Raw genomic sequence first — 14754 nt, 5'->3', positions numbered from 1 at the left:
GCTCCCACAGGGTTAACGGCGGTCGGGGTGTTCGCGGTGCAGTTGCTCCAGCAACGCATCCTTGTCCAGCCACAGTTGATTGATCCAGCCCTGAAACTGCAATCGGTACTCGCCATCCTGGTCGTAGTTCTTGCCGATGAAGGCCGGTGGGATTTTCAGCTCTTCAAAGTGCACCACCACATCGCGCACATTGCCACTGAGCAGGTCCCAGAACCCCGGGCGTCCGGCGGGGTAGTGGATGGTCACGTTGACGATCGACTCCAGTTGCTCGCCCATCGCGTCCAGCACAAAGGCGATCCCGCCGGCCTTTGGCTTGAGCAGGTATTTGAACGGTGACTGTTGCTGCGCATGCTTGCCTTCGGTGAAGCGCGTGCCTTCGACGAAGTTGAAAATGCCCACCGGATTATTGCGGAATTTCGCGCAGGTCTTGCGCGTGGTTTCCAGGTCTTTGCCTTTCTTCTCCGGGTGCTTGGCCAGGTAGGCTTTGGAGTAGCGCTTCATGAACGGAAAGCCCAGCGCCCACCACGCCAGACCGATCACCGGGACCCAGATCAGTTCCTGCTTGAGGAAGAATTTCAGCGGTTGAATCCTGCGGTTGAGCACGTATTGCAGCACCAGAATATCGACCCAGCTCTGGTGGTTGCTGGTGATCAGATATGAGTGCTGATAATCCAGACCTTGCAGGCCGCTGATGTGCCAGCGGGTGCGCCGGACCAGATTCATCCAGCCCTTGTTGTTGCTGATCCAGGCCTCGTGGGTGTGGCTCATCAGCCAACCGGCGATGCGTTGCGTCAGGGCGAACGGCAATGCCTTGACCAGCGCCACGCAGAACAGAAACGAGCACAGCAGAATCGTATTGAGCGCCAACAGCAGCGAGGCGATCACGCCGCGCACGGGTGCAGGGAGAAAATCCAGCATTTACACATCCATAGGTCGGTTGGCGGCTTGAATCGCGGTGAGCGCGATGGTGTAGACGATGTCATCGACTTGCGCGCCGCGCGGCAGATCGTTCACCGGTTTGCGCAGGCCTTGCAGCATTGGCCCGAGACTCACGCAATCGGCGCTGCGCTGCACCGCTTTGTGCGTGGTGTTGCCGGTGTTCAGATCCGGGAACACAAACACCGTGGCGCGCCCGGCAACCTGACTGTTCGGCGCCAACTGGCGGGCGACATCCTGGTTGGCAGCGGCGTCATATTGCAGCGGGCCGTCGATCAGTAGCGAATGCTGCTGCTCATGGGCGAGCAGCGTGGCTTCGCGGACTTTCTCGACTTCTTCGCCGCTGGCCGATTCACCGCTGGAGTAGCTGATCATCGCCACGCGCGGCGTGATGCCGAACGCCGCGGCGGAGTCAGCGCTCTGCAGGGCGATCTCGGCCAGTTCGCTGGCGCTCGGATGCGGGTTCATCACGCAGTCGCCGTAAACCAGCACTTCTTCCGGAAACAGCATGAAAAACACCGACGACACCAAGGTGCAGCCCGGCGCAGTCTTGATCAGTTGCAGCGCCGGGCGAATGGTATTGGCGGTGGTGTTGATCACCCCGGACACCAGGCCGTCGACTTCGTCCAGCGCAAGCATCATGGTGCCGATCACCACGGTGTCTTCCAGCTGCTGCTCGGCCATCGGCGCGTTAAGGCTCTTGGTCTTGCGCAGGGCCACCATCGGTTCCACGTAGCGCTCGCGAATCAGGTCCGGATCAAGAATCTCCAGCCCGGCTGGCAAGACGATGCCTTGCGCGCGCGCTACCGCTTCGACATCTGCAGGCTTCGCCAGCAACACGCAACGGGCAATGCCGCGTTCCTGACAGATCGCCGCCGCTTGCACGGTAAACGGCTCGCTGCCTTCGGGCAGGACGATGCGCTTGTTGGCCGCTTGCGCGCGTTGAATCAGCTGATAGCGGAACACTGCCGGCGACAGACGCATTTCGCGCGGCGTGCCGCAACGCTGGTGCAGCCAGTTGGCGTCGAGATGGCTGGCGACGAAATCGGTGATGATCTCGGCGCGCTCGCGGTCGTCGATGGGGATTTCCTTGTTCAGGCCATTCAGCAGGTTGGCGGTGTCGTAGGAGCCGGTGCTCACCGACAGCACGGGCAGGCCGGCCTGCAATGCGCCACGGCACAGATCCATGATGCGCGGATCGGGCAGGGTGTCGCTGGTCAGCAGCAGCCCGGCCAGCGGCACGCCGTTGATCGCCGCGAGGCTGACGGCAAGGATGATGTCGTCGCGATCGCCGGGAGTCACCACCAGCACGCCGGGCTTGAGCAGCTCGACGGTGTTGCGCATGGTCCGCGCGCAAATGATGATGTTGCTCATGCGCCGGGTTTCGTAGTCGCCGGCATTGAGCACTTGCGAGCCCATCAGATCGGCGACGTCGCGGGTGCGTGGTGCGTTGAGTTCCGGTTGGAACGGGATGCAGCCGAGCAAGCGGAAATCGCCACTGCGCAGCAACGGCGAGTGCTCTTTCAGGCGAGCAGCAAAGGCCTCCATGCTCTCGTCGGTCTTGACCTTGTTGAGGATCACGCCGAGCACTTTCGGGTCTTTCGGACCACCGAACAATTGCGCTTGCAACTCGACGCGGCCGGACAATTCGGCCAGCACTTCGTTTTCCGGTGCCGAGACCAGAATCACCTCGGCGTCGAGACTCTTGGCCAGGTGCAGATTGACCCGCGCGGCATAACTGGCGCTGCGGGTCGGCACCATGCCCTCAACGACCAGCACGTCTTTGCCGACCGCCGCCTGTTGATACAGGGTAATGATTTCTTCGAGCAGTTCGTCGAGCTGGCCGTCACCGAGCATCCGCTCGACGTGCGCCAGGCCCAAGGGTTGCGGCGGTTTCAGACCATGGGTGCGCGCCACCAGCTCGGTGGAACGTTCCGGGCCGGTGTCGCCCGGATGCGGCTGAGCGATCGGTTTGAAGAAACCGACTTTCAGCCCGGCGCGCTCAAGCGTACGCACCAGCCCGAGGCTGATGGAGGTCAGACCCACGCCAAAATCGGTGGGGGCGATAAAAAAAGTTTGCATGGGAATTCTCTATGCAAGGGTGTCCGCCTATGGCTGGCCGACTACCGAAATTCAGTCGCCAAGGTTATCGCTAACTGCGCCTTGTGCGCACCAGCCACAGGCAAAAGGTTGACCTGTTTTTTCAATACGTTGCGCCGGGTCGAGCACCCACGCCCGCGATTGCCACGGCGGCTGGTGACGCAGGTGCTGGGTGTGGCCACAGGAAAGTTCGACCACCCAATGACCCTCTTCGTCCTGATGAAAGCCTGTGATCGTCGAAACCCGTTTGTCCGGGTTGTGTTCGCTTTCGTGCGATTGCTTCGCTAAACTTGGCCTTTCTATATTCTTATGCAAAAGGTCTCGCCCCATGCTGATCGCCGCCAATAAGGCTGTCTCCATCGACTATACCCTGACCAACGACGCTGGTGAGGTCATCGACAGCTCCGCCGGCGGCGCTCCGCTGGTTTACCTGCAAGGCGCAGGCAACATCATCCCGGGCCTGGAAAAAGCCCTGGAAGGCAAGGCTGTCGGCGACGAGCTGAAAGTAGCCGTTGAGCCGGAAGACGCTTACGGCGAATACGCCGCCGAGCTGGTCAGCACCCTGAGCCGCAGCATGTTCGAAGGCGTCGACGAGCTGGAAGTCGGCATGCAGTTCCACGCTTCGGCGCCGGACGGCCAGATGCAGATCGTGACCATCCGTGACCTCGACGGCGACGACGTGACCGTCGACGGCAACCACCCGTTGGCCGGCCAGCGTCTGAACTTCGAAGTGAAGATCGTCGACATCCGTGACGCCAGCCAGGAAGAAATCGCTCATGGTCACGTTCATGGCGAAGGTGGCCATCACCACTGATTTTCTGCGCTAAGCTTTGAGTACTGGAGAGGCGCCTGCGGGCGCCTTTTTAGTCCGCGGCTGTCCTTGGTGGTCACGCCAAGTGGCTGTTTCGAGTAGAACATCGGAATTCTGGAGTTCGTCATGAGTGCTTTTCACGACCTTAAGTTGACAGCCCTGAATGGTCAGGAGCTACCGCTGGCGCCGTTCAAGGGCCAAGTCGTGCTGGTGGTCAACGTCGCCTCCAAATGCGGCTTGACCCCTCAGTACGCAGCGCTGGAAAACCTTTATCAGCAATACAAAGACAAGGGTTTCAGTGTGCTGGGCCTGCCGTGCAATCAGTTTGCTGGACAGGAACCGGGCTCGGAGCAAGAGATTCAGGAATTCTGCGACCTCAACTATGGCGTGACCTTTCCGTTGTCGAGCAAGCTCGAAGTCAACGGCCACGAGCGTCATCAGCTGTACCGTTTGCTGGCGGGCGAGGGCGCCGAATTTCCTGGCGACATCACCTGGAATTTCGAGAAATTCCTGCTCGGCAAGGATGGCCGCGTACTGGCGCGGTTCTCGCCGCGTACCGCACCGGATGACCCGACAGTGATCGTCGCGATCGAGAAAGCGCTGAGCTGAATCGTGAATCTCGCAGCCCAGCGGCTGCGATTTTTTTTGCCTGGCTTTTGACCTTTAATCATTCAGATCAATAGTGGTATCGCATTAAGCAGCGCGCGCATATTATCGCCGTCATATGAATACATGACCTGTCGATCATTTCCGTGGAGTCTTTCGATGCCCGTTCAAGCCTTGTTCAAACCGTTCCATCTAGGTGCCCTCGAACTGCCGACCCGTGTGGTCATGGCGCCGATGACCCGCTCGTTTTCCCCCGGCGGCGTGCCGAACTCTAAAGTCATCGAATACTACCGTCGCCGTGCGGCGGCGGGGGTTGGCCTGATCATCACTGAGGGCACCACGGTCGGCCACATCGCCTCCAACGGTTATCCCAACGTGCCGCAGTTCTTCGGTGAAGCGCCATTGGCCGGCTGGAAAAAAGTCGTCGATGCTGTCCATGCCGAAGGTGGCAAGATCGTTCCGCAACTGTGGCATGTCGGCAGCGTGCGCCGCATCGGCACCGAGCCGGATGCCAGCGTGCCAGGCTATGGCCCGTCGGAAAAACTCAAGGACGGTCAGGTCGTGGTGCACGGCATGACCAAGCAAGACATTCAGGATGTGATCGCCGCATTCGCCCAAGCCGCTAAAGATGCGCAAAGCATCGGCATGGACGGCGTCGAGATCCACGGCGCCCACGGTTACCTGATCGATCAGTTTTTCTGGGAAGGCAGCAACCAGCGCACTGACGAATACGGCGGCAGCCTGGCCAACCGCTCGCGTTTCGCCATTGAGCTGATTCAAGCGGTGCGCGCCGCGGTCGGCGAGGGCTTCCCGATCATCTTCCGTTTTTCGCAGTGGAAGCAGCAGGATTACACCGCACGCCTGGTGCAAACACCGGAGGCGCTGGGTGAGTTCCTCAAGCCGTTGTCTGACGCCGGCGTGGATATTTTTCACTGCTCGACACGGCGTTTCTGGGAGCCGGAATTCGACGGCTCCGACCTGAACCTGGCCGGCTGGACGCGCAAGCTCACCGGCAAACCGACCATTACCGTGGGCAGTGTTGGTCTGGATGGCGAGTTTTTACAATTCATGGTCAACACCGACAAGGTCGCGCAACCGGCCAGTCTGGAAAACCTGCTGGAGCGCCTGAACAAAGAAGAATTCGATCTGGTGGCGGTGGGCCGTGCACTGCTGGTCGACCCGGACTGGGCGCAAAAGGTTCGCGAAGGGCGTGAGCAGGACATTCTGCCGTTCAGCCGTGAGGCGTTGATGACGCTGGTTTAAGCGGCGCCTGACCGGCCTCATCGCCAGCAGGCTGGCTCCCACAAGGGATCGTGTTCTCACAACACAACCCCCGTGTAGGAGAGAGCCTGCTCGCGATAGCGTATCTGCTTCGATGCACATCTAGGGTAGTGTCTGAGCCCCAGGCAACACCTGCTCCCCCACACAAGCCCCGCGCAAATGCCCCTCGAACTGCTCGATGATCGCCGCCCAACCCTGGCGACTCGCATGTTGTCGCGCATTGAGCCGCACACAGCGCAACCGCTCATTTTCCTCCAGCAACCACATCGCCGCCTCGCAAAACGCCTGTTCATCGCCAGGCATTGCCGAGACGCCGTTGTAACCATGGCGAATATGCTGCGCCGCCGCTGCCTGATCATAGGCCACCACGCCCAGTCCCGAGGCCAGTGCTTCAAGCACCACGTTGCCGAATGTCTCGGTCAGGCTGGGAAACAGAAATACATCGCCTGACGCATAGTGCGCTGCCAACGCTTCACCGCGCTGCGCCCCGCAGAAAATCGCCTCGGGCAAATCCTTCTCCAGCGCCGCACGTTGCGGTCCGTCACCGACGATGATCAGTTTCAGATTGCGCTGTGGATAAGTCGTCTGGAGTTGTTCAAAGCAGCGCTTGAGCAGACCAAGGTTCTTCTCCGGCGCGAGTCGTCCTACATGAATCACGGCAACGTCGCGCTCCGACAATCCCCATTGCTCACGCAATGCATTCAGCCGTTTGCTCGGATGGAACAACTGGCTGTCCACGCCCCGCGACAGCAACGCCAAGCGCTCGAAATGCCGCCGTTCCAGTTCCAGCCGCTGGCTGACACTGGGCACCAGCGTCAGCGCCGAGCGGTTGTGAAACCAGCGCAGATAATGCGTGAGCATCCGTGTCAGCAAGCCAAGGCCGTACTGGCTGGTGTATTGCTGAAAGTTGGTGTGAAAGCCACTGACCACCGCAATGCCCAATCGCCGTGCCGCTCGCAGCGCCGACAAACCCAGCGGGCCTTCGGTGGCGATGTACAACACATCCGGCCGCTGGCGCTTCCAGCGGCGCAGCAGCTTGTGCATCGACGACTGACCCCATTGCAATCCCTGATAGCCCGGCAACGGCCAGCCGCGACACAACAGCAACGCTTCGTCTTCGCTGCGCTGCGGATCATTGGCTTGTCGTGGTCGTACCAGCTCGACCTGATGCCCGCGGGCGCGCAAGCCATCGCACAAACGGCCAAGGGTATTGGCCACGCCGTTGATTTCCGGAGGGAAGGTTTCGCTAATGAGGGTGATATGCAGAGCTGTCGTCATGACCCCAGTGTCGGCTGAGGCCATGTCGACGTTGTGACGTTCGGATGATGGATTTGTGACGAGGTCAGCGCTGCGTCACAAGGTTCTCGGCACCACGCTCGCGCACCCAGAACAACGTTGCCCCGGCCACAGCGGCCGGCATCATCAGGATATTCACCACTGGAATCAGCAGCACCAGATAGACGATCCCGCCGAAACTCATGCTCTGCCAGCGCTTCTGCCGCAGCCAGGCGAGCATCTCGTTCCAACCCAGTTTGTGGTTGTCCGCCGGGTAGTCGATGTACTGGATCGCCATCATCCACACGCCGAACAGCAGCCATAGCGGTGCGGCGACGATGTTGACCACCGGAATGAACGAGAGGATGAACAGGCCGATCGCCCGCGGCAGGAAGTAACCGAGCTTGCGCATTTCTCGGGCAAGGGTGCGCGGGATCATTGCGATCAGCTCGCCCCAGCTGAAGGCCGGGAAGTCGTCGGTGCCGCGCACCACCACTTCGACCTTTTCAGCGAGAAAGCCGTTGAAGGGCGCGGCGATCACGTTGGCGAGCATGGTGAAGGTGAAAAACACCATCAGCGCCACGAGTACCACAAACAAAGGCCAGAGAATGTAACTGAGAAAACTCAGCCACTCGGGCAACGAGGGCATCAGCGTGTCGACCCACAGGCTGAACTGATGGCCTGCCAGATAGATCAAACCGACGAACAGCACCAGGTTGATCGCCAGTGGCAGCAGCACAAACAGGCGCAAGCTGGGGCTGAGGACCAGTTTGAGGCCTTCGCGCAGGTATTGCGGGCCGGACAGAACAGGGGCGGGCATAAGGTGCTCCGAGCAAGGGAAAACGCGCCGACCTTACCGGCTTTGCCATGACTGGGAAAGCGCGGCAAAGCGATCGACATTCACTGTAACAAAGACGTCCATCACATCAGCGCTTCGGCATAGAGACCACCTATGAGCTGGATTGTTAAACCGTATTTCCTTAATCTTGCCCCCCTCGATACGCTTCACCCAACTTTTTACAGGACTGTCGAGTTCAAGCCTTCCCCAAGGTGTCCACGGTCCTTTTTTATTCCCGCCGGCAGTCCGGCGATCCGCGCCAGTGTTTCGGCCCGGTCAACAGGAGCAGGTCATGTCTGAAGTCCGTCATTCGCGAGTGATTATTCTCGGTTCCGGCCCTGCCGGTTACAGCGCTGCGGTCTACGCGGCCCGTGCCAACCTCAAGCCACTGCTGATCACCGGCATGCAGGCCGGCGGTCAACTGACCACCACCACCGAAGTCGACAACTGGCCGGGCGACGTCCATGGTCTGACTGGCCCGGTGCTGATGGAGCGCATGCGCGAGCACGCCGAGCGTTTTGAAACCGAGATCGTCTTCGATCACATCAACGCCGTCGACTTCGCTGCCAAGCCGTACACCCTGACCGGCGACAGCGCCGTCTACACCTGCGACGCGCTGATCATCGCCACCGGCGCCAGCGCTCGCTACCTGGGCCTGCCTTCGGAAGAAGCGTTCATGGGCAAAGGCGTGTCGGCCTGCGCGACCTGCGACGGTTTCTTCTACCGCAACAAGCCGGTCGCCGTGGTCGGCGGCGGCAACACTGCCGTTGAGGAAGCGCTGTACCTGGCCAACATCGCCAGCACCGTGACCCTGATCCACCGTCGCGAAACCTTCCGCGCCGAGAAGATCCTGATCGACAAGCTCAACGCCCGTGTGGCCGAAGGCAAGATCATCCTCAAGCTCAACGCCAACCTCGACGAGGTGCTGGGCGACAACATGGGCGTGACCGGTGCGCGTCTGCGCAACAACGACGGCAGCTTCGACGAGATCAAAGTCGACGGCGTGTTCATCGCGATCGGCCATACGCCGAACACTTCGCTGTTCGAAGGCCAGTTGACGTTGAAAGACGGTTATCTGGTCGTGCAGGGCGGCCGTGAAGGCAATGCAACCGCGACCAGCGTCGAAGGTATCTTCGCCGCCGGCGACGTGGCAGACCACGTTTACCGTCAGGCCATCACCTCGGCCGGCGCCGGCTGCATGGCGGCACTGGACACCGAGCGTTACCTGGACGGCCTGCAGAACGCTACGTTCTAAATCGCAGATACAAAAAAACCGGCCAGAGATTGGCCGGTTTTTTTATGTCCGTTTTTCCTGCCCCACCGCAATTCATTGTAGGAGTGAGCCTGCTCGCGATAGCGGTATACCAGTCAACACAGGAGTCGACTGATACACCGCTATCGCGAGCAGGCTCACTCCTACAGGAATCAGCGGCGGCTCAGCGGCTGCGCGGTGAACTTCACGCCGGCCAGGCCGTGCTTGATCAGCGCACGGATATTGCCGTGATCGCTGCCTTCAGGCGTCGCCAGCACCGAGCGGTAGTGCTCGCCAAACGCCAGCAGCGCTTCGTCATCACTCAGGCCTTCCAGCAGCGCCAGACCCAGGGTCTTGCAGGAACCTTCGTTCTGCCCGGCGGCGTTTTCCACGCCACCGTTGTTGAATGCCTGCGGCTGATAGTCGTAACCGGCGGCAATGAACGCCAGGGTGTCAGCGAAGGCATGTTCGCCGCTGTTGAGGCTGGCGCGCAGGGCGTTCAGATCAGTCATGGGTCTTTCCTTTGGCAAACGCGGCTTGCTGCTCGGCGCTGGCTTCTTGCTGATATTGGGCTTTCCACTCGGTGTAGGGCATGCCGTAAACCACTTCACGGGCATCGTCGAGGCTGACCTCGATCTGGCGCTCGTCGGCTTCGGCCTTGTACCACTTCGACAGACAGTTGCGGCAGAACCCGGCGAGGTTCATCAGATCGATGTTCTGCACATCCTTGCGGCTGTCCAGATGGGCGACCAGCCGACGAAAAGCGGCGGCTTCGAGTTCGAGGCGTTGTTGATCAGTCATGGGGGTCTCTGCGAGACAGCTTTGAGCGGCAAGCTTCAAGCTGCAAGGTTGGATCGGGTTGGCCGTTAGCTTACCGCTTGAAGCTCGAAGCTTGAAGCTCAGCGGCTTGCCGCGAGCGTTATCGATACGGATTCGGCAAAGCGCAGGGCATGGGGTTTGTCGACTTCCACTTCGGCGTACAGCACCGACTCGTTGGTCATCACCAGATCGAGCAATTCCTGGGTCAGGCGTTCGAGCAGGGCGAAGCGGTTGCCCTCGACATGGGCGATGATCGCCTTGGTGATGGTGCGGTAATTCAGCGCGTGATCGATGTCGTTGTCACGCACCGCTTCCTGCGCGGCATACAGGATGGTCAGGTTGATCAGCACATCCTGCTTGTTGAGGATTTCGTCCTCGTTGATCCCGATAAAGGTGCGCAAGCGCAGATCCTTGACCCGGATGCGTGCCATTCCCGGTTGAAGTTGTGGCATTTACTTGCTCCGTCCAATCAATTGCAGAAACTCCTGGCGGGTGGTGTTCGAATCGCGGAGCGCGCCGAGCATGACCGAGGTGTTCATTGTCGAGTTCTGTTTCTCGACACCGCGCATCATCATGCACATGTGTCTGGCCTCGATGACCACGGCAACGCCAGCGGCACCGGTGACCTCTTGCACCGCATCGGCGATTTGCCGGGTGAGGTTTTCCTGAATCTGCAGGCGCCGGGCGAACATGTCCACCAATCGCGCGACTTTCGACAAACCCAGCACCTTGCCCGTCGGAATATAAGCCACATGGGCCTTGCCAATGAAGGGCAGCAGGTGATGTTCGCACAACGAATACAACTCGATGTCGGCGACGATGATCATTTCGTCGGTGTCGGACGCAAACAGCGCGCCGTTGACGATTTCCTCGACGCTCTGAGCGTAACCATGACACAGGTATTGCATGGCCTTGGCCGCGCGCAGCGGGGTGTCGAGCAAGCCTTCGCGATCGGGGTTTTCACCGAGGCCGAGGAGGATTTCACGGTAATTCTCAGGCAGTGAGCGGGTCATGGAAATCCTCGCGATTCGGCTTATTTAAGGTGCCGTCCGCCGTTGACGGTCAGGGTCGTACCGGTGACATAGGGGTTGTCGAGCAGATAGCGCAGGCTCTGGTAGACCACCTCGCTGCCGGGCTCGATGCCCAGCGCCGATTTGGCCAGCGCCTTGGCGCGGTACGCCGCGTTGTCGTCGGGATTGAACAATAGCAGGGCCGGGGCAATGCCGTTGACCTTGATGGCTGGCGCGTAGCGCGCCGCGAAAGACAGGGTCAGGCTGTCGAGCCCGGCTTTGCTCGCGCAATAGCCGATGTGCTTGCGGCTGCCCTTGCGAGTGACATCGTCGCTGATGTGGACAATGTCGGCGGGCGTCGAGCGTTGCAGCAGATCGGCGCAGTGCAGATTGATCAGGTACGGCGCAAGCATGTGCAGATTGACCATGCGTGCGAAGGCTTCAGCCTCGCTGCCAGGCGATTCGGCGAGCCATTCGGAGGCGTTGTGCACGATCGCGCGCAGGCTGTCGGTGTGGCTTTTCAGTTCACCGATGAACGCGAGAATCCCGGCCTCAGTGGCGAAGTCCGCAAACAGGCCGATGGCGCCGAGATCGCGCAGGGTCTGTACGCCGGGGCGTTCAGTGCGGTAAGTGAAAATGACCCGATGACCTTCTTCAAGCAAACGCTGCGCGCAATGCAGACCCACGCGTTGCGCGGCGCCAGTGATGAGAATCGGGGCGGCGGAATCAGGCATGAACGGCTCGCAACACTGGGAAAGCAAAAACTATAACAGCGAGCGCAGCCGCACACCTATTACCGCAAAGACCAAGACCTGTGAGCGAGCAGGCTCGCTCTCACAAAAGAATCAGTGATGTTGCGTAGAGGGTGTCGCCGGCAACCGCCGCGCCGGCGTGCTGTTCAACCAGTTCGCCAGCAAACGCGTCGACAGCGGAATAAACAGGTAGACCATCAGCGGGGTCAGGCACGCGGTGCTGATCAGCACGCGCGGCAGCAAGCTTATTTCGCCCAGCAGTGGGCCAAGCAAAAAATTGAAGATCAGCGACACCGGGAAAAACGCCAGCCAGATCGCCACCGCCTGCTTCCAGCGCGGCGGACGTTGTCCGGCAGCGCCGAACCAGCCTTCGATACCGCTGACCCGGTGTTCTTTAGGGTGGGCGAACAGGTCGCTACCACGACTCAACCATGCCGTACGCGATGCCGAATGCTCCCAGGCATGCAGGGTTTGCTCATCGACAAAGCGGAAGATGATCTGGAATTCGTTATCGCCGGGCGGCGGAGCGAGCACACCGGAACCTAGATAACCGGAAAAGTCCGTGGCCAGTTGTTCGCCTTCGCGCAGCCAGGTCATCAGGTCTTGATAACGGCCGTCGGCGACGCGACGGGCAACCATCAGCGTGACAGGGGAAGTAGACATTTTGTATCTCCATATTTCAATCGCGTCGCTCCGGGTAGGAGGTTCGCCTGACGCAGCGCCGGGGTAGAGGGCTGCGCTTTTCATCAAGCAAGGATTATTCCGGTTTTTCCCGATTAAACCAGCGACATTCGTCGCATTTGCCTACTTGAACGCGATCGGCGGATAAGCGTTAGAATGGGATCCAAATTTCTGACATGGAAGTTAAGTGTTCTATGCCTGTGATCACGGACGCAAACCCTGCTTCGCAGGTATCAGAGGCGCTGCAACGCGCCGAGCTGTTCCCCATTCGTGAAGTCGCTCGGCTCACTGGCGTGAACCCGGTGACCTTGCGCGCCTGGGAACGGCGCTATGGATTGATCCAGCCGACACGCACCGAAAGCGGGCATCGGCTCTACTCGATGAGTGAAATCGAGCGTGTACGCAGTATCGTCGACTGGATCGATCGCGGCGTCGCGGTCAGCAAGGTCGGCAAGATCCTCGCCAAGACCGAACCGCTGAAAGCCCTGGCGCACATCATTCCTGACGATCTGGTTCAGGCTGATTACCGGCAATGGCAGGAACAGATCCAGCAGGCCGTCAGTGCCTTCGATGATCAGCAACTGGATCGTGTCTATGGGCAGATCTTCTCTTCTTATGCCTTGGCGGTGGCGTTCCAGGACATCCTGATGCCGTTGTGGCGGCATATGCTGCAACGTCAGGACGCGTTCGGGCAAACCAGCGAGTGGCTGTTCTACGACGGATTCCTGCGTGCGCGGGTGCTGCAACGGATTGTCATGCTGCGCGGTGCGCTACCGCGACGGGTGATCGTCAGCGCGCTGGCCGGTCAATGCCGTGAGCTGGAATTGCTGGTGGCGGCGCTGTTTCTCAGCGGCAACAATTCCGGGGTTCGGGTGTTGACCACCGGCCAGCCGTTCGATGAGCTGACCCTGGTTTGCGAAAAAGTAAAGCCCGATGCGCTGGTGCTGTTTTCCAACCATGCGCCCAGCGCCGATTTGCCACGGCGTCTGAATCGTCTGGCGCTGGGCCTTGATTGCCAATTGATGCTGGCCGGGGATGCTGCGGATCTGGCGGAGGACAGTCTGGCCGGATCTTCGGTTGCCTGTCTGGGTAATGAAGGCACGAACATGCGTCAACGCATGATGCAATTTCTAGCGGGAAATCTGGATACCTGATCAGGTATGCAAGGCAGGGTGAGTCAGGCGATGTTGCTGCAGAATGAATTGGCGCAGACGTTCGGTTTCGTCGCTGTCGGTCTGACTCAGTTCGTAGGCATAAAAACCGTTTTCGGTTTCCCGTTCGAAATGCCCGCGCAGTGAAATCCGCTCGTATCCGGAAGGGCTGAACCACAACGCGAAATGCTTGGGTGGTTTGGTCTTGTTGCGCACTTCCAGCAACACACCTTTGTGCGACACCTCGTGCACCCACAACGTCCCCGGCTGTCCTTTGGCGTTTTCCAGCGCTACCGGCTCTTCAAGTACCAATCGCCATGGCCTTACCGATGGGCCGTCTTCGTAGATGCTCGGGACGCCGAGGCGCAGATGCAGCGCATGAAATTCGTCTTCCACCAGATGCAAAGGGAAAGTCATCTGCTGGTTTTCGAAGTTGGCCTGAATGGTCACTTGCTCATGGGCGGCCAGCCGCGTGAGCAGGTCGCGGATCTGCGAACCGCCATTAACCAGCAGACTAGACGTCGCATCCCGCACGTTTAATTGCGGGTTGTGCTGCATCTTCTGGATGAAATCCAGCTCATCCTGAGTGAGAAGGGCGTCGCGCTGCATGGCTAACTCGAAAGATATAATTACAAAGTCATTGGTGATTGTAGTTAATGACCATCGGTTCGCGGTTTTGTTTTAACCGTTGGTCGCTTTCAAGGAATTGAGCTCTGCCTGCAGTTCGGCTACTTGAGCTTCGAGCTGCGCCACGCGCTGCTGGGCCTTGACCTGAACGGTCACATCTTTCTGCACACCGATGAAGTAGGTCTGGCCATCGTCGGCATTCTTCACTGTCGATAGCGACAGTTCATTCCAGAACGGCGTGCCATCCTTGCGATAGTTACGCAGGATCTCCCTACACGATCCACCGTCGCGCAGAACATCACGAATCAGACTCAGACTCTCCTGGTCGCGATCACCGGCCTGGAGAAAACGGCAGTCCTGATAAAGGATCTCCTCGCTGGTGTAGCCGGTCAGACGCTCGAACGCCGGATTGACGTAAATGAGAATGTTGTCCTGCTCGCCTTCCTTTTCCGCTACGACGATTCCATCGTTGGAAGCGTTGATCACCATTTGCAGCAGACTGGCATTGATCATCCCTGAATTCCTTGTAAGTAATTGGCGTTTGGCATTCTAGAAGAACCTTGGCGGCTGTCTACCGATCATTATCGCCAGTTGAGATTCAATCGCAGCCTTGCG

Annotated in this window: 18 protein-coding genes; 5 read left to right on the top strand and 13 right to left on the bottom strand. The window is 59.6% G+C overall.

What is annotated here, in order from left to right:
- Positions 1 to 12 precede the first annotated feature (12 nt).
- From J3P93_RS23040 to J3P93_RS23030, 3 genes are read right to left on the bottom strand one after another with little or no spacing between them, the layout of a single operon-like run.
- Positions 13 to 918, bottom strand: coding sequence for an acyltransferase (locus J3P93_RS23040; RefSeq protein ID WP_434592277.1), 906 nt, complete (start codon positions 916 to 918; stop codon positions 13 to 15).
- The gene (gene pta / locus J3P93_RS23035; protein ID WP_434592274.1) at positions 919 to 3018 is read right to left on the bottom strand and encodes a phosphate acetyltransferase; all 2100 of its coding nucleotides are present in this window, start codon (positions 3016 to 3018) and stop codon (positions 919 to 921) included.
- A gap of 51 nt (positions 3019 to 3069) precedes the next feature.
- Complete coding sequence (locus J3P93_RS23030; protein ID WP_203420771.1) at positions 3070 to 3396, bottom strand: DUF3565 domain-containing protein; 327 nt, start codon at positions 3394 to 3396, stop codon at positions 3070 to 3072.
- On the opposite strand from J3P93_RS23030, the gene J3P93_RS23025 reads away from it, so the two are divergent.
- From J3P93_RS23025 to J3P93_RS23015, 3 genes are all read left to right on the top strand, one after another.
- Positions 3365 to 3850: an FKBP-type peptidyl-prolyl cis-trans isomerase gene (locus J3P93_RS23025; protein ID WP_016771661.1), complete on the top strand. Its 486-nt coding sequence runs from the start codon at positions 3365 to 3367 to the stop codon at positions 3848 to 3850. The two genes, J3P93_RS23030 and J3P93_RS23025, sit on opposite strands and share 32 nt — an antisense overlap.
- A 123-nt stretch (positions 3851 to 3973) precedes the next feature.
- Complete coding sequence (locus J3P93_RS23020; RefSeq protein ID WP_434592270.1) at positions 3974 to 4456, top strand: glutathione peroxidase; 483 nt, start codon at positions 3974 to 3976, stop codon at positions 4454 to 4456.
- Between the two features lie 156 nt (positions 4457 to 4612).
- A complete protein-coding gene (locus J3P93_RS23015) occupies positions 4613 to 5716 on the top strand; it encodes an NADH:flavin oxidoreductase (protein WP_258450483.1) in 1104 nt (367 codons plus the stop codon).
- 120 nt (positions 5717 to 5836) lie between these two features.
- On the opposite strand, the gene J3P93_RS23010 is transcribed toward J3P93_RS23015, so the two are convergent.
- Complete coding sequence (locus J3P93_RS23010; protein WP_434592266.1) at positions 5837 to 7036, bottom strand: glycosyltransferase family 4 protein; 1200 nt, start codon at positions 7034 to 7036, stop codon at positions 5837 to 5839.
- A 40-nt stretch (positions 7037 to 7076) separates the two neighbouring features.
- Positions 7077 to 7829 carry a sulfate transporter CysZ gene (gene cysZ / locus J3P93_RS23005; protein WP_007957203.1) on the bottom strand — a complete coding sequence of 251 codons (753 nt, stop codon included), beginning with the start codon at positions 7827 to 7829 and terminating at the stop codon, positions 7077 to 7079.
- A 310-nt stretch (positions 7830 to 8139) separates the two neighbouring features.
- Here cysZ and trxB point away from each other — a divergent pair, with 310 nt between their 5' ends.
- Positions 8140 to 9102 carry a thioredoxin-disulfide reductase gene (gene trxB / locus J3P93_RS23000; RefSeq protein ID WP_016771656.1) on the top strand — a complete coding sequence of 321 codons (963 nt, stop codon included), beginning with the start codon at positions 8140 to 8142 and terminating at the stop codon, positions 9100 to 9102.
- 170 nt (positions 9103 to 9272) lie between these two features.
- On the opposite strand, the gene J3P93_RS22995 is transcribed toward trxB, so the two are convergent.
- The 6 genes from J3P93_RS22995 to J3P93_RS22970 form a co-directional block, all read right to left on the bottom strand.
- Positions 9273 to 9611 carry a HopJ type III effector protein gene (locus tag J3P93_RS22995; RefSeq protein ID WP_434592262.1) on the bottom strand — a complete coding sequence of 113 codons (339 nt, stop codon included), beginning with the start codon at positions 9609 to 9611 and terminating at the stop codon, positions 9273 to 9275.
- On the bottom strand, positions 9604 to 9900 hold the full coding sequence (locus J3P93_RS22990) for a DUF1244 domain-containing protein (RefSeq protein ID WP_434592259.1): 297 nt from the start codon (positions 9898 to 9900) through the stop codon (positions 9604 to 9606). Before J3P93_RS22990 ends, J3P93_RS22995 begins: the two co-directional genes overlap by 8 nt.
- A 98-nt stretch (positions 9901 to 9998) precedes the next feature.
- On the bottom strand, positions 9999 to 10370 hold the full coding sequence (gene folX / locus J3P93_RS22985; RefSeq protein WP_090281808.1) for a dihydroneopterin triphosphate 2'-epimerase: 372 nt from the start codon (positions 10368 to 10370) through the stop codon (positions 9999 to 10001).
- Positions 10371 to 10931 carry a GTP cyclohydrolase I FolE gene (folE, locus tag J3P93_RS22980; RefSeq protein ID WP_434592256.1) on the bottom strand — a complete coding sequence of 187 codons (561 nt, stop codon included), beginning with the start codon at positions 10929 to 10931 and terminating at the stop codon, positions 10371 to 10373. It lies immediately after the preceding gene.
- 20 nt (positions 10932 to 10951) lie between these two features.
- On the bottom strand, positions 10952 to 11662 hold the full coding sequence (folM, locus tag J3P93_RS22975) for a dihydromonapterin reductase (RefSeq protein WP_434592253.1): 711 nt from the start codon (positions 11660 to 11662) through the stop codon (positions 10952 to 10954).
- Between the two features lie 111 nt (positions 11663 to 11773).
- Positions 11774 to 12343 (bottom strand): antibiotic biosynthesis monooxygenase, encoded by a 570-nt coding sequence (locus tag J3P93_RS22970; RefSeq protein WP_434592251.1) that lies wholly within the window; start codon positions 12341 to 12343, stop codon positions 11774 to 11776.
- 212 nt (positions 12344 to 12555) lie between these two features.
- Here J3P93_RS22970 and J3P93_RS22965 point away from each other — a divergent pair, with 212 nt between their 5' ends.
- Positions 12556 to 13515 (top strand): MerR family transcriptional regulator, encoded by a 960-nt coding sequence (locus J3P93_RS22965; protein ID WP_434592248.1) that lies wholly within the window; start codon positions 12556 to 12558, stop codon positions 13513 to 13515.
- On the opposite strand, the gene J3P93_RS22960 is transcribed toward J3P93_RS22965, so the two are convergent.
- Together J3P93_RS22960 and J3P93_RS22955 are read right to left on the bottom strand one after the other, a co-directional pair.
- Complete coding sequence (locus J3P93_RS22960) at positions 13516 to 14121, bottom strand: hypothetical protein (RefSeq protein WP_093104630.1); 606 nt, start codon at positions 14119 to 14121, stop codon at positions 13516 to 13518.
- 72 nt (positions 14122 to 14193) lie between these two features.
- Positions 14194 to 14652: a PAS domain-containing protein gene (locus tag J3P93_RS22955; protein ID WP_434592245.1), complete on the bottom strand. Its 459-nt coding sequence runs from the start codon at positions 14650 to 14652 to the stop codon at positions 14194 to 14196.
- Positions 14653 to 14754 lie beyond the last annotated feature (102 nt).

This window comes from Pseudomonas sp. R3-57 (assembly GCF_051132065.1).
Lineage (GTDB): Bacteria > Pseudomonadota > Gammaproteobacteria > Pseudomonadales > Pseudomonadaceae > Aquipseudomonas.
This window is presented reverse-complemented; position numbering and strand designations above follow the sequence as displayed.

What these genes read in the sequence shown, in the direction of transcription:
- J3P93_RS23040 (WP_434592277.1), bottom strand. Translation starts at nt 918, where the DNA reads ATGCTGGATTTTCTCCCTGCACCCGTGCGCGGCGTGATCGCCTCGCTG.
- pta (WP_434592274.1), bottom strand. Translation starts at nt 3,018, where the DNA reads ATGCAAACTTTTTTTATCGCCCCCACCGATTTTGGCGTGGGTCTGACC.
- J3P93_RS23025 (WP_016771661.1), top strand. Translation starts at nt 3,365, where the DNA reads ATGCTGATCGCCGCCAATAAGGCTGTCTCCATCGACTATACCCTGACC.
- J3P93_RS23030 (WP_203420771.1), bottom strand. Translation starts at nt 3,396, where the DNA reads ATGGAGACAGCCTTATTGGCGGCGATCAGCATGGGGCGAGACCTTTTG.
- J3P93_RS23020 (WP_434592270.1), top strand. Translation starts at nt 3,974, where the DNA reads ATGAGTGCTTTTCACGACCTTAAGTTGACAGCCCTGAATGGTCAGGAG.
- J3P93_RS23015 (WP_258450483.1), top strand. Translation starts at nt 4,613, where the DNA reads ATGCCCGTTCAAGCCTTGTTCAAACCGTTCCATCTAGGTGCCCTCGAA.
- J3P93_RS23010 (WP_434592266.1), bottom strand. Translation starts at nt 7,036, where the DNA reads ATGGCCTCAGCCGACACTGGGGTCATGACGACAGCTCTGCATATCACC.
- cysZ (WP_007957203.1), bottom strand. Translation starts at nt 7,829, where the DNA reads ATGCCCGCCCCTGTTCTGTCCGGCCCGCAATACCTGCGCGAAGGCCTC.
- trxB (WP_016771656.1), top strand. Translation starts at nt 8,140, where the DNA reads ATGTCTGAAGTCCGTCATTCGCGAGTGATTATTCTCGGTTCCGGCCCT.
- J3P93_RS22995 (WP_434592262.1), bottom strand. Translation starts at nt 9,611, where the DNA reads ATGACTGATCTGAACGCCCTGCGCGCCAGCCTCAACAGCGGCGAACAT.
- J3P93_RS22990 (WP_434592259.1), bottom strand. Translation starts at nt 9,900, where the DNA reads ATGACTGATCAACAACGCCTCGAACTCGAAGCCGCCGCTTTTCGTCGG.
- folX (WP_090281808.1), bottom strand. Translation starts at nt 10,370, where the DNA reads ATGCCACAACTTCAACCGGGAATGGCACGCATCCGGGTCAAGGATCTG.
- folE (WP_434592256.1), bottom strand. Translation starts at nt 10,931, where the DNA reads ATGACCCGCTCACTGCCTGAGAATTACCGTGAAATCCTCCTCGGCCTC.
- folM (WP_434592253.1), bottom strand. Translation starts at nt 11,662, where the DNA reads ATGCCTGATTCCGCCGCCCCGATTCTCATCACTGGCGCCGCGCAACGC.
- J3P93_RS22970 (WP_434592251.1), bottom strand. Translation starts at nt 12,343, where the DNA reads ATGTCTACTTCCCCTGTCACGCTGATGGTTGCCCGTCGCGTCGCCGAC.
- J3P93_RS22965 (WP_434592248.1), top strand. Translation starts at nt 12,556, where the DNA reads ATGCCTGTGATCACGGACGCAAACCCTGCTTCGCAGGTATCAGAGGCG.
- J3P93_RS22960 (WP_093104630.1), bottom strand. Translation starts at nt 14,121, where the DNA reads ATGCAGCGCGACGCCCTTCTCACTCAGGATGAGCTGGATTTCATCCAG.
- J3P93_RS22955 (WP_434592245.1), bottom strand. Translation starts at nt 14,652, where the DNA reads ATGATCAATGCCAGTCTGCTGCAAATGGTGATCAACGCTTCCAACGAT.